This window comes from Sphingomonas sp. BK345, assembly GCF_014193845.1.
Lineage (GTDB): Bacteria > Pseudomonadota > Alphaproteobacteria > Sphingomonadales > Sphingomonadaceae > Sphingomonas.
Genome location: NZ_JACHZX010000002.1, coordinates 110,348 through 129,959 on the forward strand (window position 1 = coordinate 110,348; position 19,612 = coordinate 129,959).

Annotated in this window: 23 protein-coding genes and 1 pseudogene; 13 read left to right on the forward strand and 11 right to left on the reverse strand. The window is 68.4% G+C overall.

Going from position 1 to position 19,612, the window contains the following annotated elements; translation table 11 throughout:
• Window positions 1-71: 71 nt before the first annotated feature.
• The 3 genes from mutM to dnaA all read left to right on the forward strand — a co-directional run bounded on the left by mutM (window position 72) and on the right by dnaA (window position 3,074).
• Window positions 72-887, forward strand: a complete 816-nt coding sequence (gene mutM, locus FHY03_RS05680; protein WP_183920900.1) for a bifunctional DNA-formamidopyrimidine glycosylase/DNA-(apurinic or apyrimidinic site) lyase — start codon at window positions 72-74, stop codon at window positions 885-887.
• Between the two features lie 97 nt (window positions 888-984).
• Window positions 985-1,248: a 30S ribosomal protein S20 gene (gene rpsT, locus FHY03_RS05685; protein WP_132909366.1), complete on the forward strand. Its 264-nt coding sequence runs from the start codon at window positions 985-987 to the stop codon at window positions 1,246-1,248.
• A 464-nt stretch (window positions 1,249-1,712) separates the two neighbouring features.
• Entirely contained in the window at window positions 1,713-3,074 is a 1,362-nt protein-coding gene (gene dnaA, locus FHY03_RS05690; RefSeq protein ID WP_183929392.1) for a chromosomal replication initiator protein DnaA, read from the forward strand.
• Between the two features lie 7 nt (window positions 3,075-3,081).
• On the opposite strand, the gene FHY03_RS05695 is transcribed toward dnaA, so the two are convergent.
• The 4 genes from FHY03_RS05695 to secB form a co-directional block, all read right to left on the reverse strand.
• Complete coding sequence (locus tag FHY03_RS05695; protein ID WP_183920899.1) at window positions 3,082-3,372, reverse strand: PspC domain-containing protein; 291 nt, start codon at window positions 3,370-3,372, stop codon at window positions 3,082-3,084.
• Window positions 3,373-3,666: 294 nt separating this feature from the next.
• Window positions 3,667-4,674, reverse strand: a complete 1,008-nt coding sequence (gene trpS, locus FHY03_RS05700) for a tryptophan--tRNA ligase (RefSeq protein ID WP_183930319.1) — start codon at window positions 4,672-4,674, stop codon at window positions 3,667-3,669.
• 5 nt (window positions 4,675-4,679) lie between these two features.
• Window positions 4,680-6,269, reverse strand: coding sequence for a murein biosynthesis integral membrane protein MurJ (gene murJ, locus FHY03_RS05705; RefSeq protein WP_183920898.1), 1,590 nt, complete (start codon window positions 6,267-6,269; stop codon window positions 4,680-4,682).
• A 106-nt stretch (window positions 6,270-6,375) separates the two neighbouring features.
• Window positions 6,376-6,876 (reverse strand): protein-export chaperone SecB, encoded by a 501-nt coding sequence (secB, locus tag FHY03_RS05710; protein WP_183920897.1) that lies wholly within the window; start codon window positions 6,874-6,876, stop codon window positions 6,376-6,378.
• A gap of 190 nt (window positions 6,877-7,066) precedes the next feature.
• Here secB and FHY03_RS05715 point away from each other — a divergent pair, with 190 nt between their 5' ends.
• From FHY03_RS05715 to FHY03_RS05725, 3 genes are read left to right on the forward strand one after another with little or no spacing between them, the layout of a single operon-like run.
• Window positions 7,067-7,711 (forward strand): Tim44/TimA family putative adaptor protein, encoded by a 645-nt coding sequence (locus tag FHY03_RS05715; protein ID WP_183920896.1) that lies wholly within the window; start codon window positions 7,067-7,069, stop codon window positions 7,709-7,711.
• A gap of 39 nt (window positions 7,712-7,750) precedes the next feature.
• Entirely contained in the window at window positions 7,751-9,082 is a 1,332-nt protein-coding gene (locus tag FHY03_RS05720; RefSeq protein WP_183929394.1) for a murein transglycosylase A, read from the forward strand.
• The gene (locus FHY03_RS05725; RefSeq protein ID WP_311721321.1) at window positions 9,057-9,593 is read left to right on the forward strand and encodes a Smr/MutS family protein; all 537 of its coding nucleotides are present in this window, start codon (window positions 9,057-9,059) and stop codon (window positions 9,591-9,593) included. Before FHY03_RS05720 ends, FHY03_RS05725 begins: the two co-directional genes overlap by 26 nt.
• A gap of 109 nt (window positions 9,594-9,702) precedes the next feature.
• Here the strand turns inward: FHY03_RS05725 and dapE are convergent, their stop codons facing one another.
• Window positions 9,703-10,824, reverse strand: coding sequence for a succinyl-diaminopimelate desuccinylase (gene dapE / locus FHY03_RS05730; RefSeq protein WP_183929396.1), 1,122 nt, complete (start codon window positions 10,822-10,824; stop codon window positions 9,703-9,705).
• A gap of 14 nt (window positions 10,825-10,838) precedes the next feature.
• Here dapE and FHY03_RS05735 point away from each other — a divergent pair, with 14 nt between their 5' ends.
• Window positions 10,839-11,297 carry a cupin domain-containing protein gene (locus FHY03_RS05735; RefSeq protein WP_183929398.1) on the forward strand — a complete coding sequence of 153 codons (459 nt, stop codon included), beginning with the start codon at window positions 10,839-10,841 and terminating at the stop codon, window positions 11,295-11,297.
• On the opposite strand, the gene FHY03_RS05740 is transcribed toward FHY03_RS05735, so the two are convergent.
• Window positions 11,294-11,962, reverse strand: a complete 669-nt coding sequence (locus tag FHY03_RS05740) for a glutathione S-transferase family protein (RefSeq protein WP_183920892.1) — start codon at window positions 11,960-11,962, stop codon at window positions 11,294-11,296. The two genes, FHY03_RS05735 and FHY03_RS05740, sit on opposite strands and share 4 nt — an antisense overlap.
• A 151-nt stretch (window positions 11,963-12,113) precedes the next feature.
• Here FHY03_RS05740 and FHY03_RS05745 point away from each other — a divergent pair, with 151 nt between their 5' ends.
• Window positions 12,114-12,287 (forward strand): hypothetical protein, encoded by a 174-nt coding sequence (locus tag FHY03_RS05745; protein WP_183920891.1) that lies wholly within the window; start codon window positions 12,114-12,116, stop codon window positions 12,285-12,287.
• Between the two features lie 274 nt (window positions 12,288-12,561).
• On the opposite strand, the gene yihA is transcribed toward FHY03_RS05745, so the two are convergent.
• The 5 genes from yihA to rpmH are packed head-to-tail and all read right to left on the reverse strand — an operon-like array spanning window position 12,562 to window position 15,636.
• The gene (yihA, locus tag FHY03_RS05750; protein WP_183929400.1) at window positions 12,562-13,212 is read right to left on the reverse strand and encodes a ribosome biogenesis GTP-binding protein YihA/YsxC; all 651 of its coding nucleotides are present in this window, start codon (window positions 13,210-13,212) and stop codon (window positions 12,562-12,564) included.
• Window positions 13,209-14,912 (reverse strand): membrane protein insertase YidC, encoded by a 1,704-nt coding sequence (yidC, locus tag FHY03_RS05755; RefSeq protein WP_183929402.1) that lies wholly within the window; start codon window positions 14,910-14,912, stop codon window positions 13,209-13,211. Before yidC ends, yihA begins: the two co-directional genes overlap by 4 nt.
• An 18-nt stretch (window positions 14,913-14,930) precedes the next feature.
• Complete coding sequence (gene yidD / locus FHY03_RS05760; RefSeq protein WP_183920888.1) at window positions 14,931-15,143, reverse strand: membrane protein insertion efficiency factor YidD; 213 nt, start codon at window positions 15,141-15,143, stop codon at window positions 14,931-14,933.
• Entirely contained in the window at window positions 15,140-15,457 is a 318-nt protein-coding gene (rnpA, locus tag FHY03_RS05765) for a ribonuclease P protein component (protein ID WP_183920887.1), read from the reverse strand. The genes yidD and rnpA overlap by 4 nt, the downstream gene beginning before the upstream one ends.
• A 44-nt stretch (window positions 15,458-15,501) precedes the next feature.
• Window positions 15,502-15,636 carry a 50S ribosomal protein L34 gene (gene rpmH, locus FHY03_RS05770; protein WP_183929404.1) on the reverse strand — a complete coding sequence of 45 codons (135 nt, stop codon included), beginning with the start codon at window positions 15,634-15,636 and terminating at the stop codon, window positions 15,502-15,504.
• Window positions 15,637-15,824: 188 nt separating this feature from the next.
• On the opposite strand from rpmH, the pseudogene FHY03_RS05775 reads away from it, so the two are divergent.
• From FHY03_RS05775 to FHY03_RS05795, 5 genes and pseudogenes are all read left to right on the forward strand, one after another.
• Window positions 15,825-16,478 (forward strand): annotated as a pseudogene (locus FHY03_RS05775) (magnesium chelatase domain-containing protein); the annotation flags it as partial.
• Between the two features lie 1,038 nt (window positions 16,479-17,516).
• Entirely contained in the window at window positions 17,517-17,771 is a 255-nt protein-coding gene (locus tag FHY03_RS05780) for a DUF6894 family protein (RefSeq protein WP_183929406.1), read from the forward strand.
• 73 nt (window positions 17,772-17,844) lie between these two features.
• The gene (locus tag FHY03_RS05785) at window positions 17,845-18,018 is read left to right on the forward strand and encodes a hypothetical protein (protein WP_183929408.1); all 174 of its coding nucleotides are present in this window, start codon (window positions 17,845-17,847) and stop codon (window positions 18,016-18,018) included.
• 349 nt (window positions 18,019-18,367) lie between these two features.
• Window positions 18,368-18,553, forward strand: a complete 186-nt coding sequence (locus FHY03_RS05790) for a hypothetical protein (protein ID WP_183929410.1) — start codon at window positions 18,368-18,370, stop codon at window positions 18,551-18,553.
• Window positions 18,554-18,628: 75 nt separating this feature from the next.
• The gene (locus FHY03_RS05795; RefSeq protein WP_183929412.1) at window positions 18,629-19,012 is read left to right on the forward strand and encodes a response regulator transcription factor; all 384 of its coding nucleotides are present in this window, start codon (window positions 18,629-18,631) and stop codon (window positions 19,010-19,012) included.
• The last annotated feature ends 600 nt before the right edge of the window (window positions 19,013-19,612 follow it).

The following is a 19,612-nucleotide window of genomic DNA, read 5'->3' on the forward strand; positions in this document are numbered from 1 at the left end:
GGCGAGCATGCTGATCTCGCCATCGATCGCGCGATCTAGTCGCGCCGATGCGCGATGCCTAAATCGCCAATATGCCCGAACTTCCCGAAGTCGAGACCACCGTGCGCGGGCTCACCCCGGTGCTGCTCGACGCCACGCTGGCGCGGGTCGAGCCGCGCCGCGGCGACCTGCGCCGGCCGTTTCCGCCCGAGCTGCGCCAGCGGCTCACCGGCGCGCGGGTCACCGCTCTGTCGCGCCGCGCCAAATACGGGCTGATCGACACCGATCGCGGTGACACGCTGATTTTCCATCTTGGCATGTCGGGGCGCTGGCGAGTCGATCCGGCCGAGCTGCTCGCGCACGATCACTTGCTGATCGACACCGGGGCAGGGCGGCGGCTCGCGCTCAACGATCCGCGTCGCTTCGGCTCGGTCGACCTGTGGCCCACCGACGAGCTGGCGCGCTTCCCCGCGTTTGGCCCGCTCGGCCCCGAGCCGCTCGGTCCCGCCTTCACCGCCGACTATCTGCGCGACGCACTGGCGGGGAAGACGACCTCGATCAAGCTCGCGCTGCTCGACCAGCGCGTCGTCGCGGGCCTCGGCAACATCTACGTGTGCGAGGCACTGTACCACGCGCGGATCAACCCGCGCCGCGCGGCGGGACGGATCGCGCGGTCGCGGCTGGAGCGATTGGTCGAGGCGGTCGGCGCGGTGCTCGAGTCCGCGATCGCGGCGGGTGGATCGAGCCTGCGTGACTATGCCCGGCCCGACGGCGAGCTCGGCTATTTTTCCAAGCAGTTCGCGGTCTATGGCCGAGAGGGCGAGCCGTGCGGCTGCGGCGGGACGGTGCATCGTTATGCCGAGGGCGGGCGCTCGACCTTCTGGTGCCCGGCCTGCCAGCGCAGTTGACGCTGCACGGCACCCGCGCTATGGGCCGCGCCTTCGAGGGTGACGGTGTTGCCGGCCGCCCTGCTTTTCATCGATTCGAAACAGTCAGAGGACGTTCATGGCGAACACGCCGCAAGCCAAGAAGCGCATCCGCCGCAACGAGCGCCGGGCCGAAGTCAACGGTAACCGCGTCGGCCGGATCCGCACCTTCGTGAAGAAGGTCGAGGCAGCGCTCGCGGCCGGCGACAAGGCCGGGGCGGCGACTGCGCTGCAGGCGGCGCAGCCGGAGATCGCGCGCGGCGTGGCCAAGGGCGTACTCCACAAGAACACGGCGGCGCGGAAGTTCTCGCGCCTGACCAAGCGCGTGGCCGGGCTCGCCTGATCTAACGCGTTCTCAGCGCTACGAAAACGCCCGCCGGGACGCTCCCGGCGGGCGTTTTCGTATGCGTTTTCGGTGTTCCCCAGACCAGGTCGACGCTTCTTTCCAAAAGCCTCGGGAATCCTGCGATTCGCACCCGATACGATCGGCAGATCGCCATAAAAAAGTAGCGATTACAGTGTCTTGTGCGAAATCTGACGCATTTGCGCGGCTGCCGACGAGTCAACCTTCTTTATTTCGATTTTGTGTCCGCGACCGGTCTTGATCGACTCAGCCGGCTGTTCCTAATCCTGTCGAACCGCACCGGCGATCGTCCGGCGCGGCACAGAGACACCGTCTGATAGCCGACGCGCGAGGGGCCGCGGGCAGGGGGACGTTTGACTTTGCGGATGAAGGATCCGCGAACGCTCGCGTTCGCGGCAACGGGAGAGCTGTGCGTGGCGCAAGTGGCGGAACGAGTGGACGGGATGAGCGACGTGGCGCGGGCCTGGACCCGGGTGCGCGCCAACCTGCGCCAGTCCGCCGGGGCGCGGCTCTTCGACCAGTGGCTCGCGCCGATCGCGCTGGCCGACGCGACCGACCCGCTCGACGTCCGCTTGACGCTGCCATCGCCGTTCATGACCAACTGGGTGCGCAGCCACTATGCCGAGCGGCTGGTACACGAGTTTCGCGCGGTGTTGCCGGGCGTGCGCAGCGTCGAGGTCGAGACCGCGTCGCGCGCGCCGGTCGCCGCCGTGCTGACCGCGCCCGCCGCGGTCGCGGCACCGGCCGAGCCGGTCGCCGAGGGATCAGGCGAGGCCGGCGAGCGCCCGCAGCTTGATCCGCGGCTCACCTTCGATCGTTTTGTGGTGGACGAGTCGAACCTGGTCGCGGTCAACGCCGCGCGCGCGCTGGCCGAGCCCGGTCCGGTGCGCTTCAGCCCCCTGTTCCTTCACGGCGCGACCGGACAGGGCAAGACCCATCTGATGAACGCGGTGGCGCACGCCTTCCTGACGGCGCACCCGGGCGCGCGCGTGATGCTCATGTCGGCGGAGCGCTTCATGTTCGAGTTCGTCGCCGCGGTGCGTGCGCGCGACACATTCGCGTTCAAGATGAAGCTGCGCGGGCTCGACCTGCTGCTGATCGACGACCTCCAGTTCATCGCCGGCAAGGACTCGACGCAGGAGGAGTTCTTCCACACCGTCAACGAGATCATGGCGGCGGGTAAGCGGCTGGTGATCGCCGCCGATCGCGCGCCCCAGGCGCTCGAGGGGATCGAGCCGCGCATCCTCGGTCGTCTCGGCGGCGGCCTGGTGGCGGACATCCGCCCCTCGTCGCTGGCGCTGCGCCGCGAGGTGCTCGCGCGCCGCGTGGCGGACATGCCCGACGTGCGCGTGCCCGCCGCGGTGCTCGACCTGCTGGCGGCCCGGATCACCGCGAGCATCCGCGAGCTGGAGGGGGCGCTTACCCGGGTCACCGCTTACGCGATGCTAACCGGGGCGACGATAGACCTCGACTTCGCGACGCAGACACTCGGCGACATGCTGCGGGGCCATCAGCGCCGCGTGACGATCGACCAGATCCAGAAACTGGTCTCGGACCATTTCGAACTCAAGCCGCTCGACCTGATCTCGGCGCGCCGCGCGCGGACGGTGGCGCGGCCGCGGCAGATCGCGATGTATCTCGCCAAGCGACTCACCACGCGCTCGCTGCCCGAGATCGGCCGCAAGTTCGGTGGGCGCGATCACTCCACCGTGATACACGCGGTGAAGCGGATCGAGGCGCTGCGCGACAGTGACCGCGAGGTCGACGGCGCGGTGCGCCTGCTGCTCGGCCAGCTCGGCGGCTGAGCGCCGCTCACGCCGCGCGGCGCAGCGGCTCCTCCTGGCTCGGCGCGATCGCACTGGGGAGTGGCGTGATCTCGGCAGTGGCGGTCGCGCGCCGGCGATCGGGGAAGAGTAGCCGGCTGGCCAGCACGATCACGCCGAGCGCGGCATAGGTCGCCAGCACCGCTTCCAGGCTGAACAGCAGAGCGCCCGCGAAGACGGCGCGCAGCCACAGCGGATTGAAGCCCAGGTCCGCACCGACCGCGGCGCACACGCCGAAGAGATTGTCGCGCGGGGCGGGCAGGGTGGTGGTGTCGGTCATGCGCTCTCTCGCTCTCTCGGGGCCGCGGTCGCCGCGGCTCGCGAGATGCTCAGCAAGAGTGATGCCAACTTTATCGAGCTTGGCCTGCACGTCCTTCCCTGCAAGGGGGGGGGACCGGCCGACGGCTGGTGGCGGGGTGTCACCGGTGGTGAGTCCAGCGCTCACTCACCGATCGGGTCATTCCTCCGTCACGCCTGCGGCCTGCTACCTTCCCATAAAGGGGAGGATGAGAGACCGCTCCGGGCATCTAGGTGCGCCATCATTTGGCGGAATGCGCCATCGCTCCCGCGCAGCTTACGCCAACAACCCCATTGCTCGTTGCGCCGCCTTCAGCGTCGGTGTCGCGAGCGCGCGCGCCTTCTCCGCGCCGCGCTCCAGGATCGAGTCGATCGCGGCGCGGTCGTCGAGCAGCCGCACCATCTCGTCGCGGATCGGCGCGAGGGTGGCCACCGCCAGGTCCGCCAGCGCCGGCTTGAACGCGCCGAAGCCCTTGCCGGCGAACTCGCCGAGCACGTCCTGCGGCGTGCGGTCGGCGAGCGCGGCGAAGATCGTCAGCAGGTTGCGCGCCTCGGGCCGGCCGTCCAGCTCCTCCATCGTCGCGGGGAGCAGGTCGGGGTCGGTCTTCGCCTTGCGAAATTTGTCCGCGATCATCTCGTCGCTGTCGATCAGCTTCACCAGCGACTGTTCCGACGGGTTGGACTTGCTCATCTTCGCCGCGGCGTCACGCAGCGACATGATGCGCGGCGCCGCGGCGCTGATCAGCGGCTCGGGCAAGGTGAACAGCGCGCTGTCATAATCGGTGTTGAACTTGGTCGCGATGTCGCGTGCCAGCTCGAGATGCTGCTTCTGGTCCTCGCCGACGGGCACGTGCGTGCCGTTGTAGAGCAGCACGTCGGCGGCCATCAGTACGGGATAGTCGTACAGCCCGACGCTGGCGCCCTCGCGGTTCTTCCCCGCCTTGTCCTTGAACTGGGTCATGCGGTTGAGCCAGCCGACGCGCGCGACATTGTTGAGCAGCCAGGCGAGTTCGCTGTGCGCGGGCACGCGCGCCTGGTTGAACAGGATCGAGCGCTCGGGGTCGATTCCGGCGGCGACCAGCGTGGCGGTCATCTCGATCGTGTTGGCGGTCAGCTCGGCGGGCGCGATGAACTCGGTCAGGCCGTGCAGGTCGGCGATGAAGTACATCGTCTCGCCCCCCTGCGCCTGGATCTGGTCCTGCATCGCCACCCACTGCTTCACCGCCCCCAGATAGTTGCCGAGGTGGAGGTTGCCGGTGGGCTTGATACCGGAGACGACGCGCATCTTGGTCATCGGGACGAGGCTCTGCGACGGAGGAGGGAACGGAGGTCGGCGACACGGAACGCGCCGGTGGCGAAACAGGCGAGCGCGTAGATCGCCACGCCTGCGCCGACCAGCACCGCCAGTGCGACGCCGCGCACGACGAGGCTGCCGGTGAGATAAGGGTCGACCAGCGGCGTCACCAGCAGCAGCGCCCCGCCCATCAGCAATGCGGCGAGGGCGAGCCGCGGCACCTTGCGCTTGAGCTGCGGGTCGAGCGCGAAATGGCCGCGTCGCGCCAGCACGACGTACAGTGAGGCGACGTTCACCGTCGACGCCAGCGCGGTGGCGAGCGGCGGGCCGATCTGGCCGATGTTCCAATGCGCCAGCGTCGGGATCAGCACAAGGTTGCCGACGAGGTTGAGCGCCACCGAATAGAGCGCCAGCCGCACCGGCGTCCGCGTGTCGGCGCGCGCGTAGAAGCCGGGGGTGAGCACCTTGACCAGTACGTAGCTGGGCAGTCCGAGCGAGAAGGCGGCGAGCGCCTGCGCCGAGCGCGCGCTGTCCGCGCCGGTGAAGGCGCCGTGCTGGAACAGTCCGCGCACGATCGGCTCGGCGGCGAAGACGAAGGCGGCGGTGGCGGGCAAGGTGAGGAATAGCGCGAGTTCCAGCCCGCGGTTCTGCGTCTCCATCGCCTCGGCCTCGCGCCCCTCGCTCAGCAGCCGCGACACGACCGGCAGCAGGATTGTGCCGAGCCCGATGCCGATCATGCCGAGCGGCAGCTGGTTGAGCCGGTCGGCGTAATAGATCGCGGAGATCGATCCTGCGGGCAGCAGCCAGCCCGCGAGCGCGGTTGAGATGGCGAGATTGACCTGCGCCGCGCCCGCACCTGCCGCGGCGGGGACGATCAGCGTGAGCAGCCGCTTCACGTCGTCGTCGACGCGCGGTCGGCGCAGCCTGAGCGAGACTCCGGCGCGACCGCACGCCCACCAGAGCCAGGCGAGCTGGAACGCGCCGCCCACGGTCACCGAGATCGCCTGCACCCGCGCGGTCGCGTAGGAGTCCGCACCGTGAAAGAAGATAAGCGCGCCGACCATCGCCACGTTGAGCAGGATCGGCGCCGCGGCATTCACCCAGAAGCGATTGAGCGAGTTGAGGATGCCGCCCAGGAGCGAGACGAGCGAGATCAGCATGAGATAGGGGATGGTGAAGCGCGACAGCATCACCGCGAAGGCGAACTGCTCGGGCGTCGGCTGCTGACGGTCGAACCCGCCCGAAAGCGCCAAGGTGATCGGCCACGCCGCGATCAGCATCGCGGCAGTGAAGACGAGCAGCACCGGGAACAGCACCGCCAGCGCGCGCTCGGCGAAGTCGACGCCCGCGGGCGTACCGCCACCCTCGGCCACCTTGCGGTTGAACAAGGGGATGAAGGCGGCGGAGAAGGCGCCCTCCGCGAACAAGGCGCGGAACATGTTGGGCAGGCGGAAGGCGACGAAGAAGGCGTCGGAGGCAAAGCCGGCGCCGACATAGCTCGCCTGCAGCGTGTCGCGCACCAGCGCGAGCACGCGGCTGGCGAGCGTTAGCCCGCCGACCGATCCGAGCGCTTTGGCGAGGTTCATAGCGTCAATGGCCGCCGGTGTTCCCGCGCACGCGGGAACCCAGAGCCACGGGAGCAGCGCCCGCCGCCCTGGGCTCCTGCCTGCGCAGGAGCACCGCGCATCGGCCTCAGGCCTGGCCGATCTCGCCGCCGAACGACACGCCCTGCGCCTGCGCCTGCTGCAGGAACAACGCGTTGAAGTCGATCGGCTCGAGCAGCAGCGGCGGGAAGCCGCCGTCGCGGATCGCGTCGGCGACGACGCGGCGCGCGAACGGGAACAGCAGCCGCGGGCCTTCGCCGAGCAGGAAGGGCTGGACATGCTCGGCCGGCACGTTGCGCAGCCCGAACAGGCCCGCATAGGAGAGCTCGGCGATGAAGGCGGTCTTGCCGCCGGTAGTGGCGCGCACCTCGATCTTGAGCGTCACCTCATGGACTTCCTCGCCCACCTGCGCCGCGCCAATGTCGAATTGGACGTTAATCTCGGGCGGGTTGGGCTCCTGATAGACCGCCGGCGCGTTCGGGTTCTCGAACGACAGGTCCTTGACGTACTGCGAGATCAGCCCCGCCGCCGGGCCCGTGTCCGCGCCGTTGGCGAGCGGCTCGTTGCCGAGATTGTCCTGGCTGTCCATCGTCCGTCCCTTCACCGATCCTGTGTCGCGCGCGCCGGTGGCCCGGGCGCGGCAGTGAGCGGCGGTTAGCAGCGCGGTCGGCGGGATACAATCGCCGCCCCGGCGATTTGACCCAGGGCAGTTTGATGTTCGGCGCCGTCATGCCTATGTACGACGTTGAGTTTTCGCAGACCAGCCGTCTGGAGTTGCCGTGTTCTACGTAGTCCTGCTCGCCATGGTTGCCGGCTTTCTCGCCCTGCGCCTCTACTCGGTCCTCGGCAAGCGCTCGGGCCACGAGCAGCCGCTGCCCAAGCCGGCGGAGGAACGAGTCGGCGCGACGGCGCTGCCGCGCACCGTGGACGTCACGCCCGAGGTGCGCGAGCCGGTCATGCGGCCGTTCGACAGCGGCACCGAGCCGGGCTTGCGCGCGCTCGTCGCCGCCGAGCCGCAGTTCGATGTCAACCGCTTCATCGAGGGCGCGAAGTCGGCCTATCGCATGATCCTGGAAGCCTATTGGCGCGGTGACGTCGAAGCGCTGCGTGGGCTCGTCGCGCCCGACGTGCTCGCCGCGTTCCAGGAGGCGGTCGAGGCGCGCCAGGCGGCCGGTCACGTGCTCGACAACCGCCTGATCTCGATCGAGCGCGCCAGCATCGCGTCGGCGTCGGTCGGCGCCGGCGAGGCACGCGTGACGGTACGCTTCGACGCCGATATCGCCGCCGTGACCCGCGACGGCGAGGGCCAGGTGGTCGCGGGCTCGACCAGCGATGCGGTCGAGACTCACGACGTGTGGACTTTCGTGCGCCAGGTGAAGAACGCCGACCCGAACTGGATCCTCGCGGACACCGACGAGGCGTGAGGACGCCGCGAACAACGGCGTGACAGGGAAAGGGGCGGAATGCGGATGAGGGGGGCGCTCGCGGTAGCGAGTGCGATGGTGGTCGCGGCGTGCGTCGGGCCCGGCGAGCGGCCGACACCGCCACGTAGCACCGCGAGCCGCCCGGTCGCGGCCCCCCCCGCCTCACGCCCGGCGCGCGCGCCCGCGCCGACCTCCTATCCGCTCGACCGGCCGGCGCGGCAGCCCGTCGCGTCTACTCCGCTCGCACCGATGCCGGGCATCGCCGTGCCGGGCGCCGTCAGTGCCTCTGCCAACGGCATCGTGCGCGGCCCCGCGATCAGCACGCTCCCACTTGAGCGCGACCAGGCCAGCGCCGCGCTCGCCGCTTTCCGGCTGAGCTGCCCCAGTCTCGTCCGCCGCACCGACTCGAGCGGGCTGACGCTCGGCGCCGACTGGCAGGCGGCCTGCACCGCGGCGTCGACCGCCGCCGACCGCGACGCCGCTTCCTTCTTCCAGCGCTGGTTCGAGGCGGTTCAGGTCGGCGACGGCCGCGCCTTCGCCACCGGCTATTACATCCCTGAGATCGCGGGCTCGCGGGAGCCGCGGCCCGGCTACGCGCCGATCTACGCGCGCCCGACCGACCTGATCGACGTCGACCTCGGCAGCTTCGTCGACACGCTCGTGGGCAAGAAGATCCGCGGGCGTGTCGAGGGCAGCCGGCTGGTGCCATATTACGATCGCACCGCGATCGAGCAGGGCGCGCTGGAGGGCCGCGCGCGCGTGCTCGGCTATGCCGTGGACCCGGTCGAGCTGTTCTTCCTTCAGGTGCAGGGTTCGGGGCTGGTGCGGATGCGCGGCGGTGAGGTGCTGCGCATCGGCTATGAGACGCAGAACGGCCGCGAATATACCGGGATCGGCGCGCTGATGAAGAGCCGCGGGCTGCTCGAACCGGGGCAGTCGTCGATGCAGGGGATCGTCGCCTGGCTCCACGCGCATCCCGAAGAAGGCCGCGCGATCATGCGCGAGAACAAGAGCTACGTCTTCTTCCGCGAACTCGACGGGCCGCCGCTCGGTGCGCTCGGCTTGCCGGTCACCGGCGGCGTCACCGTCGCCGCCGACCCGCGTTTCGTGCCGCTCGGCGCGCCGATCTTCCTCTCGATGGATCGCACCGACGCTAACGGCGTGTGGATCGCGCAGGACACCGGCGGTGCGATCAAGGGCGCCAACCGCGTCGACACCTTCTGGGGTGCGGGTGAGGCGGCGCGCGCCACCGCGGGCGGGATGAGCGCGCGCGGCACCGCCTTCCTGCTGTTGCCGGTCGGCGGCTACGACCGCTGGGTAGCGCGCCGCGCCGCGGGAGGCGTGGGTGGCGGGTCGACGCCTCGGCGCTGACGAGGAAGCGCTGTGGGCGCGCGTGCGCGCCACGGTGCGCGCGCTGCCGGGACGGCGGGCCGAGCCCGTCGCCGCCGCGCCACCGATGCCCGAGCCCATCGCGCCGGCACGGGCGACCGCGGCGACTCCGGTCAGTGCGCCGGTGCGGCCCGCGCCGCGCGGCCCCGGCGAGACGCTCGACCGCGGCTGGGATCGGCGGCTCGCGACCGGTCATGTCGCGCCCGAGCGGACGATCGACCTGCACGGCCACACGCTCGCCTCGGCGCATAGCGCGCTCGACCTCGGCCTGGGCGCGGCCATCGCGCGCGGGGAGCGCGTGGTGCTGCTCGTCACGGGCAAGCCGCCGCGGCCGGAGAGCCAGCGCCCGCACGCGCGCGGCGCGATCCGTGCCTCGGTACTCGATTGGCTCCAGCTCTCGCGTCACGCCGGTGCGATCGCAGCGGTTCGCAACGCCCACCCGCGGCACGGTGGCGCGGGCGCGCTGTACGTGATCCTGCGACGGAAACGGTGAGGCGGACGGTCTAGAAGGCGACCGTCGCTCCTATCATCGGCCTTCGTCATCCTGGCCTTGAGCCGGAATGACGGCAGTCTCAGATCTCGGGCACGAGGCGACCTTGGCCTCACCCCGAGAACGCGCGCTCGATCACTCGCTCGTAGATGTCGCTCAGCCGCGCCAGATCGTCGAGCGCCACCGCCTCGTCCGCCTTGTGCATCGTCGCGTTGAGGAGGCCGAACTCCACCACCGGGCATAGCGCGCGCAGGAAGCGCGCGTCGGAGGTGCCGCCGGTAGTGGACAGCTCGGGCGTTCGCCCCGTCACCTCGAGGATCGCCGCCGAGACCAGCGCCGACAGCGCCCCCGGCGCGGTGAGGAACGCCTCGCCCGAGATCCGTGCCACCACCTGCGCGGCGGGCGCGTGCGTGTGCACGAGCGCCTCAACCCGCGCCGCAAGGTCGGCGCCGCGATGCAGGTCGTTGAAGCGGATGCTCAGTCGCGCGCCGGCGTGCGCGGGAATGACGTTGGTCGCGGGATTGCCGACCGTGACGTCGGTGATCTCGAGGTTGGAGGGCTGGAACCACTCGCTGCCCGTGTCGAGCACCAGCGCGTCGAGCTCGGTCAACGCGGCGATCAGCGGCGGGATCGGGTTGTCGGCGAGGTGCGGGTAGGCGACGTGACCCTGCCGGCCCGGCACGTCGATCCAGATATTGACCGAGCCGCGCCGCCCGATCTTGACCATGTCGCCGAGCGCCGCGACCGAGGTGGGCTCGCCGACCAGACACATGTCGGGCAGCAGGCCGCGCGCGCGCATCCGCTCGATCAGCGCGACCGTGCCGTAAGTAGCGGGCCCCTCCTCGTCGCCGGTGATGATCAGCGTCAACTGGCCGGCGTCGGCGTCGACGCGCGCCGCAGCGGCGACGAACGCAGCCACCGCCCCCTTCATGTCGACCGCGCCGCGCCCGCGGAGCGCGCCGTCGGCAATCACCGGCTCGAAAGCGCCCGTGCTCCAGCCCGGTCCCGGGGGCACGACGTCGACGTGACCGGCGAAAGCCAGGTGACGCCCGCTGCCGCGAGTCGCGAGCAGGTTCTCGACCGGCCCGTCGGGCGCCTCTCCCGCGACCAAGCGCTCGACCGCGAAGCCGAGCGGCAGCAGCGCGGCCTCGATCACGTCGAACACCGCGCCGCGCGCCGGGGTCACGCTCTCCGCAGCGATCAGCGCGCCCGCGAGTTGAACCACGTCGATCACGCGAGGAGTCCTTTATGCCCAAGGTCGATATCGAGCGCCTGCCGTCGCATGAGGGGAGCGACTATCCCGAGCCGTTTGCGGCGGCGGCGTCCGATCGCACCGTGCGCGTGCTGTCCGAGGCGGTGGCGCTGAGCGACTTCGTCGCCACGCATGTCACGGTGCCGCCGGGCGGTTGGTCGTCGCAGCGCCACTGGCACGAGGGCGAGGATGAGGTGGTGGTCGTGCTCAGCGGCGAGGCGGTGCTGGTCGACGACACCGGTCGTCACCCGATGCGCCCCGGCGACATCGCCACCTTTCGAAAGGGCGAGGCGAACGCGCACCACCTCCGCAACGAGAGCGACTCGCCCTGCGTGCTGTTCGCGGTGAGCCTGCCCGAGGCGTCGACGGTCCATTATCCCGATATCGCGATGCGCTGGCACCCGCTGCACGGCTACGAGGCCGAGCCGACTCCCGACGACAACGGGACGCATTAGGCGACCGGCTGCTCGAACTTCTCGATCACCCACTCTTCCTCCTGCGCGCCGGCGATCCAGTCCTGCAGAAAGGGATGGCGCAGCACTGCGCCGATATAGGCGGCGGCGAAGCGGGGGGCGGGGAGCGAGTAGGTGACGATTCGCGTGCACACCGGTGCGAACATGATATCGGCCGCGCCGAACGCGCCAAACAGGAAGTCGCCCTCGCCGGCACCCCCGAATCGCGCGCGCGCCTGCGCCCAGAGCTCGAAGATGCGCGTCAGGTCGGCCACCACGTCGTCGTCGATCGCGGCGGGCGGGTAGATCTGGCGCACGTTCATGCCGTGCTTGCGGCGCAGCGCCGCGAAGCTGGAGTGCATCTCCGCCGCCATCGATCTGGCCATCGCGCGCGCCGCCTCGTCCTCGGGCCAGAAGCGGGCACGCCCGACCTTGTCGGCGAGATAGTCGACGATGGCGAGGCTGTCCCACACCACTGCCTCGCCGTCCCACAGGATCGGCACCTTGCCCGAGGAGGGGGCGAACTCGTCGCCCTCGCGGCGCTTGTCCCACGCCTCGTCGTAAAGCGGCACCACCACTTCCTCGAAGGTGAGCCCCGACTGGCGGCAGGCGAGCCATCCGCGCAGCGACCAGGAGGAATACGCCTTGTTGCCGATGATCAGCTTCATTCCCGCTGGTTAGGCGCGCGCGGCAAGGAGGGCAATCGCGCGTGTCGCCGCCGCGGGCGTGTGCGTGCGGTTAACCGCCCTCGTAGAGCCTGCGGCAGTGACGTCCGGTGTAGCGTCGCGGTCGGCCATTTCCGGCCGGAGGGTAATGTCGATGACCTTGGACCCGCTCGCCACGCCGCCGTGCACCGCCGACCTCTCGGCGCGCGCACCCGCTTTCGTCCAGGCGCCGCGGCTGGTGTTCGACTTGCCCGTCGCCGCGCCGAGCCGTTCCGAACTGCTGCGCCGCCAGATCGCCGCGGCGCGGGAACGCGCGCGGGCGCATTGAGACGGTTGAGCAAAGGCGGCGCGTGCGCGGATGCCGCGTAGATGCCAACGACAGCGGCAGCGGCGGTAACCTGAAGGCGGACGTCCGAGTGCGGGCGAGCGCCGGCCGTCCCGCTTTCCTTCCGTCATCCCCGCGGAGGCGGGGATCCAGACGCGCGGACGTCCCAGCTCCATCGCGAACGTCAGCGTGTCTGGGTTCCTGCCTTCGCAGGAATGACGAGAGGAGGATGGGCGATCGCGTAGACTATGCCCGCGCGCCTCAACTCTGCCCCAGCCTAGCCGATCGACTCGATCACCGCCGCGCGCAGCTCGGCGATCCCCATACCGGTCTCGCTCGACGTCTGCAGGATCTGCGGGTGCGCCGCCGGGCGTTTGCGCGCTTCCTCCTCGGTGCGCGCCAGCACCTCGGCGAGGTCGGTGGCCTTCACCTTGTCCGCCTTGGTCAGCACCAGGCGGTAGCTCACCGCGGCCTTGTCGAGCATCGCGAGTACTTCGCGGTCGACCTCCTTGATGCCGTGCCGGCTGTCGATCAGCACCAGCGCGCGCTTGAGCGCCTGCCGCCCGCGCAGATAGTCGTTCACCAGGAAGCGCCACTTCTTGACGACGTCCTTGGGCGCCTTGGCGAAGCCATAGCCGGGCATGTCGACCAGCCGGAACACCGCCGGCTCCCCGACGTCGAAGAAGTTCAGCTCCTGCGTCCGACCCGGCGTCACCGAAGTGCGGGCCAGCGCCTTGCGACCGACCAAAGCATTGAGCAGCGACGATTTGCCGACGTTCGATCGCCCGGCGAACGCTACCTCGGGCATCTCCGCCGGCGGGAGGTACTCGAGCGCGGGCGCCGACTTCAGAAATTCCACCGGGCCGGCGAAGCGCTTGCGCGCCGCCTCGATCAGCTCCTCGTCGAAGGTGGCGCCGTCCTCGCTCACTTGGCCGGCGCCTGCTTGAGCTGTGGATGGCGGCTGTAGAGCCACTTCTGCTGCGCGATCGAAATACAGTTGGTGGTGATCCAATAGATCTGCAGCCCGACCGCGAACGGCGCCATCACGAACATCAGCACCCAGGGCAGGATCGCGAACACCTGCTTCTGTGCATCGTCCATCGGCGCCGGGTTGAGCCGGAACTGGAAGAACATCGAGATGCCCAGCAGCACCGGCACCACGCCGATGGCGAGGAAGTGCGGCAGCGTGATCGGGATATAGCCGAACAGGTTGAGGATCGTCGCCGGGTCGGGCGCGGACAGGTCCTTGATCCACAGCGCAAACGGCTGGTGGCGCATCTCGATCGTCAGCAGCAGCGCCTTGTACAGCGCGTAGAAGATCGGGATCTGGATGAACGTCGGCAGGCAGCCCGCCAGCGGGTTGACCTTCTCCGCCTTGTATAGCGCCATGATCTCCTGCTGCTGGCGCTGCTTGTCGTCCTTGTAGCGCTCCTGGATCGCCTTCATCTTGGGCTGAAGCGCGCGCACCGCCGCCATGCTGGCGAACTGGCGCTGCGCGATCGGGAAGACGAGCAGCCGGATCGTCAGCGTCAGGATGATGATCGCGACGCCGAAGTTGCCGATCAGCCGGAACAGCAGATCGAGGTAATAGAAAATCGGCTTTTCGACGAGGCGGAACCAGCCCCAGTCGATCGCATAGTCCAGCTTCGTCACCGCGCCGGTGTCGGTGTAGCGGTCGAGCAGCTTCACTTCCTTGGCGCCGGCGAACAGCTTGGCGGTCTGGCTCAGCTGGCGGCCCGGCGGCAGCAGCTGCGGCGCGGTGGTGAAATCGGCCTGGTAGCTCTGGTTCGGCCCGGCGCGGAACTGGCCGTCGAACGCGCGACCCTGGTCGGGCACCATCGCGGCAAGCCAGTATTTGTCGGTAAAGCCGAGCCAGCCGCCGCTGCTGGTGAAGCGCGCCGGACCCGAGGCGAGGTCCTTGAAATTGGGGTTATAGTGTGCGGCGCCGTTGTTGACCGACATCGGCCCGGTGTGGATCGTCCAGCTGTCCGGATCCTTCGACACGCCGATGCGGTTGACGAGGCCGTAGGCGGCGACCGGCACCACGCCGCTGCCGGCGTTGGCGACGGTCTGCTTGACCGTGAAGAGATAGTCGTTGTCGACCGCCAGCTCGAGCGCGAAGCGCTGGCCCTGCGCGTTGCTGGCGGTCAGCGTCACCGGCTTGCCCGGGGTGAGCAGCGGCGCTGAGGCGGTCCACACCGCATCGGCGGCGGGGGGGCGCAGCCCCTCGTCGCGCCAGCCGAAGGCGGCGAAATAGGCGTCCTGCGTCCCCGCCGGCGAGAACAGGCGGATGGGTGGCGAGTCCTTGGCGACCGTCTCGTTGTAGCGGGTCAGCACGAGATCATCGATCCGCGCGCCCTTGAGGTTGATCGAGCCCTTGAGCGCGGGCGTCTCGATGCGGACGCGCGGGCTCTCCGCGAGCACCTGCTGGCGATCGCGTAGGGCGGCGGGCGAGTCGGCCGTCGGGTCGGCGTTCGGCTGCGGCAGCACGCGCGACTTGCCCTGCTCGACCTTTGTGGCGGGCGGGTTCGCGGTCGGGAAGAAGCGGCTCTGCACCAGCGGCCATCCGAACAGGATGAGCGCGGCGATGACCGCGAACAGCACGAAGTTCTTGCTCTCGTCCTTCACAGGCGTCCCAAGCTTTCCTTATGGCACCGGATCATGGCCGTGCCCGCCCCAGGGGTGACAGCGCGCGATCCGCCGCACCGCCAGCCACCCGCCCTTGACCGCGCCATAGCGGCCAAGCGCCTCGATTGCATAGGCGGAACATGATGGTTGGAACCGGCACGAGGGCGGCAGCACCAGCGACGGCCCCAGCTGCCAGGCGCGCGCCACCAGGATAAGCGCGCGCGCGATCACTTGCGTGTCTTCGCCAGCGCGCGGGTGAGGTCGGCGCCGAGCTGCGCCCAGTCGCGGTCCTTCGCGGCCAGCCGGCCGATCAGCACGTGGTCGGCGCCCGCCGTCCCGTGGCTCGGCAGGACCTCACGCGCCAGCGCGCGAAAGCGCCGCTTGATGCGGTTGCGCACCACGGCATTGCCCACCTTCTTGGTGACGGTAATGCCGAGCCGCATGCTGGAGTCGCCGTCGTCGCGCGCCTTCACCAGCAACACGAAGCCGGGCATCGGTGCGCGACGCCCGGCATTGGCGGCCAGATAATCCGACCGCTTCGTCATCCGGCCCACAGCCATTGTTGGCTCCGGGCCGGCCGAGCGCTCGATTACGCCGACAGCTTCTTGCGGCCGCGCGAGCGGCGCGCCCGGATCACCGACCGGCCGCCGACCGTGGCCATCCGCGCGCGGAAGCCGTGACGGCGGGCGCGCACCAGATTGCTCGGCTGAAAGGTCCGCTTCATGAGTCATTTCCCGAATTCGAATGGCAAAGGGCCGCCACGCGGACGGCCCGAACGATCCGGGCCGCTAAGCGAACGGCGCGCGAAAGTCAACGCGCGCGGGGTAGGGCGCGCGATCGGCCACGCCGGGTCAGCAGGTGAGGGTGCGTCACGTTGACAAGCCGGAGCCGGGCGCGGTCTGCGTCGGCTTCATGGTCGCGATCGTCTCCACGCTGGCGTATCTGGGGCTCGAGGCGCGCGCCGTCGAGGTGCAGGTGCAGCTCATCCCAGGGCTCCCCGCCTTCAACCTCGTCGGTCTCGCCGACAAAGCGGTTGGCGAGAGCCGCGAGCGCGTGCGCGGCGCGATCGCCGCGATGGGCCTGTCGCTCCCGCCCAAGCGCATTGCGGTCAATCTCTCGCCGGCCGACCTGCCCAAGGAGGGCTCGCACTTCGACCTGCCGGTCGCGCTGGCGCTGCTCGCCGCGATGGGGCTGGTCGATGCCGCGGCGCTGGAACGCTACGTCGTGGTGGGCGAGCTCGGGCTCGACGGGCGGCTGGCGCCGTCGCCGGGAGTGCTGCTCGCCGCGCTTCACGCCGGCGCCGCGGGCAGGGGCCTGATCTGCCCCGCGGCCCAGGGCAGCGAGGCCGCCTGGGCGGGCCACCTCGAGGTGATCGCCGCGCCCGACCTCATCGCACTGCTCAACCATCTCAAGGGCCGCCAACTGCTCGCGGCGCCGCGCCCCGGCGACGTGATCGAGCGGCGCGACGGCCCCGACCTGCGCCAGGTGCGCGGGCAGGAGAGCGCCAAGCGCGCGCTCGAGGTCGCCGCGGCGGGCGCACACAACCTGCTGATTATTGGGAAGCCAGTCTGGGAACGAATGTAGAACAGACGCAGTAAGGGTGGATAACTGCCCGTCCGCTATCGGGCGGTCGACAGGGAAAACCGGCCGTTCGTTCAGGAGGGAGGGCAGGGGGCTTGAGCGCCTGCCGGGGGTGGAAAGCTGCCTGTCCGCTATCGAGCAGCCGGATGAGAAAACCGGACGTTCGTTCAGCAGGCAGGGGAGAGGGTTCGAACGCCGGCCGAACGTGGATAACAGCCCGTCCGCCTGCCATCGAGCGAGCGAACGGGTGAAAACTAGCCTGATCTCGCGTCAGAGGCGATTACGTTGACAACGTCGGTCAGGCGCATCACCCCACCGTTCGCCGAGGCGCCCGGACTTGCCTCCGCTCGCGCCCGAAGCGCTCGCCACCTGGATCGCAGCTGTATATGTGTACCGTCGTACGAATAGCCCGCTCGCCGCAAGCACAGGGATCTGATCCATGGAGAAGAGCGAGCGAACCTTTCTCAAGGCACGGCTGGACGCCGCCAATCGCGAGCACCAAGCCAGAGCTCACGATAGCCGCGTTGAGCATGGAATTATCCGGAGCGACACGGAGGGTCGGCACGAAGCTGCGGATGTCCAGCACGAGGATGCGGTAAACCAACCTGATCCCGAGAACCTCGACGGCGCTGGAGCGGCGCGAGCCTGGACTTCTGATGGTTAGCCGCCAGGGAGGGCAGAAGCACTTCTACGTGTTCGGCGGCCCACAACGCGGCACGCTTGCGAGCGTTAAGGCTGGGGCGAAAACGCCCAGCGTGCCCGACCCGACGCACGTTCAAGGCGTTCGCTACAGCTACGTTCTCGTGGATGGGCCTGGCGGGAGGCAGGTGTTTGTGCCCGAGAGCGACCAGTGTCTGCGGCAGGCGTTCCTGAGCTGCTCGGGCGAGCCCGGGAGCCCTGAGGCCGAAACACTCGCCACTGAGATACAGCGGCGTGATTTGGCGTTTTGAGAGAAAGCGCTTCTAATCGAACCAACTTACATTAGCGTCGGCATCTAAGTGGGTGTGACCGCATTTAGCTCGCATGCCAAATTTCCATTTCACGATTAGCGATGACTCTGGGGAGTTGGGCAACAAGGTTGTCGACCTTCCAGACCTATCTGCTGCCAGGGCTCAAGCCGTAGAGGAAGCCAGTCGCGCATTGGCGATTGTCGATGGGGCATTCTGGAGCGAAGGCTATCTGCAGATTGATGTGACGGACGATAGTGGCCTCACACTCGCTGCCTTATCGATCAACGGGTACAACTCGCCAGCAAGTGGCAAGCGCTTCGACGGCTAGGTCGGCGTAAGGCTGGACGGGGAAGCCAATTCCAGGCCGTTCGTGAGCCCGTAAGGTGATCCGGAGACGTAACATGGCCGACGTAGAGACGAGTGACGGCAAGGTCCTCGTGGACGTGGAGAAACCTGCTTCATGCTGCATGACCCTGGAGGCCGGCGAGGCGATCGACCTGGCTCAGCAGCTCATCGCAGCGGCCGTTGAGGTGACACCAAGTGCCGGGGAGCGTCAGCAGCCTCCGGGCGCTTGAGAGAAGCACTGGAGAGGGGCTGCGCCGGCATCTTCGTGAGGTCCGCCGGCGCAGCCTGTCGGGAGTTCAACGCCGACGAGCCCTTCTACGGCTGATTGCTGAAGAATTTGTTCGCAGTTGGACCCGGCCAGCCTCAAAGGCCAGCCGGGTCGCGGGACGGCCTCGCTTTAGGGGCCGAGGCCTACGGAAAGGATAGCGCAAGACGAGGCGCACCTCACCCGCGCGGATGAGGAGGCACCGTACCTCTCTCGAGATTCGACCGGAGTAGGGGCTGTATGGCCCTAGTTTTCAATCAGCATCACAGCCGCAGTTAATGGATGCGGTCGGCTAAGTGTGCGAGCTTCCACGCATGCCTATGCTGCCCTGCCTTCCTCGCTCAGCGGCCGAGTACCGGGACGATGCTGCTCAATGCCGGGAGCTGGCGAAGGGCGTCAGCGAGCCGGACGCCGAATTGATGCTCGCGCTGGCCCGCATCAACGACGAGCGCGCGCGGCAAGCCGCTGCGTCTGCGCGCTGGCGAACGGGTCTCATTTAAACATAGATGGTTCAAAAAACCTTTGACGGTAAGAGCTAGAACCGGTCTTGATGTTCATCCACGTGCTGAGGAGAGATGTTCGTGCCCGAAGCGGCTAAGTTTATCCTCTTGGTTGAGGATGACCCTGACATAAGTGCCATAGCGGTCATGGCGTTGCATCTTGATCCGAATTTTACAGTCACACCCATGCGTACTGGCGTAGACGCGTTGCGCCATCTGGAAAGCGCCCCGCGACCGGATTTTATACTGATCGACAACAATCTTCCCGACATGGAAGGTGTGGCCTTAATGAAGGCCATTCAGGCCCTCATCGATATTGCACCCCCAATTGCTTTTCTTACGGCCTCCGTCCGCTCTTTAGACATCGATCGCTTCACCGCCGCCGGCGCTGTGAGTACGATTGCTAAGCCGTTCGATCCGCTCAGTTTAGCAGCGCAGGTTCAGGCGCTGCTACGTTAGACCTTTCGCTAACGCGAACGGTCTGATGATCAAACGTCTGATTGACGTACGTTAATTGATGCGGTCTACAAGCGCGGGATGGCCGAACGGAAAAGGCGATCTGCGATGAGCGAGCAGCTAGGTGCCCTCGAAGCGTTCAGCGCAGCATTAATGCAGACGTTTGGCACGCGCGCTCGGGACGTGGCTGAAGGGCAGCGTCTACAGGCTCATGGCTCTGTGCGTGAGCAATGGCGGCGAGTCTTGCAACTGGTTGAGCAATCGGAAGTCAGCCCGATACGCCAGGCTGAAGAAGCAGCGCCTCCGGAAGCTATCGTGGCGCGAGTGCCACCAGCTTAAGGATCCGCAGCATGCCTTCTGGCCGGCTCGTCGGTTCGTGAGCGGGGATTTCACGGCCAACCACCAGAACGCTCCGGCGTTCCGATAGGCTCTGTCAAACCAACGGCGCCAGCTCCGCGAACGATTGAGGGATCGTTCATAGCAAATCGGTTTGGCTACTATTATATGTCGTTGCCTCCTAAATGCATGACGGAGCCAAGCGGGTTGCGTAATGTACTCGTGCGGGCGAGCGGTAGCCTAGCGCCTTGTCGTGCTTCAAAGATG

Coding starts and splice junctions, on each gene's coding strand:
- mutM (WP_183920900.1), top strand. CDS start 72: ATGCCCGAACTTCCCGAAGTCGAGACCACCGTGCGCGGGCTCACCCCG.
- rpsT (WP_132909366.1), top strand. CDS start 985: ATGGCGAACACGCCGCAAGCCAAGAAGCGCATCCGCCGCAACGAGCGC.
- dnaA (WP_183929392.1), top strand. CDS start 1,713: ATGAGCGACGTGGCGCGGGCCTGGACCCGGGTGCGCGCCAACCTGCGC.
- FHY03_RS05695 (WP_183920899.1), bottom strand. CDS start 3,372: ATGACCGACACCACCACCCTGCCCGCCCCGCGCGACAATCTCTTCGGC.
- trpS (WP_183930319.1), bottom strand. CDS start 4,674: ATGCGCGTCGTCTCCGGTATCAAGCCCACCGGCAACCTCCACCTCGGC.
- murJ (WP_183920898.1), bottom strand. CDS start 6,269: ATGAACCTCGCCAAAGCGCTCGGATCGGTCGGCGGGCTAACGCTCGCC.
- secB (WP_183920897.1), bottom strand. CDS start 6,876: ATGGACAGCCAGGACAATCTCGGCAACGAGCCGCTCGCCAACGGCGCG.
- FHY03_RS05720 (WP_183929394.1), top strand. CDS start 7,751: ATGCGGATGAGGGGGGCGCTCGCGGTAGCGAGTGCGATGGTGGTCGCG.
- FHY03_RS05735 (WP_183929398.1), top strand. CDS start 10,839: ATGCCCAAGGTCGATATCGAGCGCCTGCCGTCGCATGAGGGGAGCGAC.
- FHY03_RS05740 (WP_183920892.1), bottom strand. CDS start 11,962: ATGAAGCTGATCATCGGCAACAAGGCGTATTCCTCCTGGTCGCTGCGC.
- FHY03_RS05745 (WP_183920891.1), top strand. CDS start 12,114: ATGACCTTGGACCCGCTCGCCACGCCGCCGTGCACCGCCGACCTCTCG.
- rnpA (WP_183920887.1), bottom strand. CDS start 15,457: ATGACGAAGCGGTCGGATTATCTGGCCGCCAATGCCGGGCGTCGCGCA.
- rpmH (WP_183929404.1), bottom strand. CDS start 15,636: ATGAAGCGGACCTTTCAGCCGAGCAATCTGGTGCGCGCCCGCCGTCAC.
- FHY03_RS05780 (WP_183929406.1), top strand. CDS start 17,517: ATGCCAAATTTCCATTTCACGATTAGCGATGACTCTGGGGAGTTGGGC.
- FHY03_RS05785 (WP_183929408.1), top strand. CDS start 17,845: ATGGCCGACGTAGAGACGAGTGACGGCAAGGTCCTCGTGGACGTGGAG.
- FHY03_RS05790 (WP_183929410.1), top strand. CDS start 18,368: ATGCCTATGCTGCCCTGCCTTCCTCGCTCAGCGGCCGAGTACCGGGAC.
- FHY03_RS05795 (WP_183929412.1), top strand. CDS start 18,629: ATGTTCGTGCCCGAAGCGGCTAAGTTTATCCTCTTGGTTGAGGATGAC.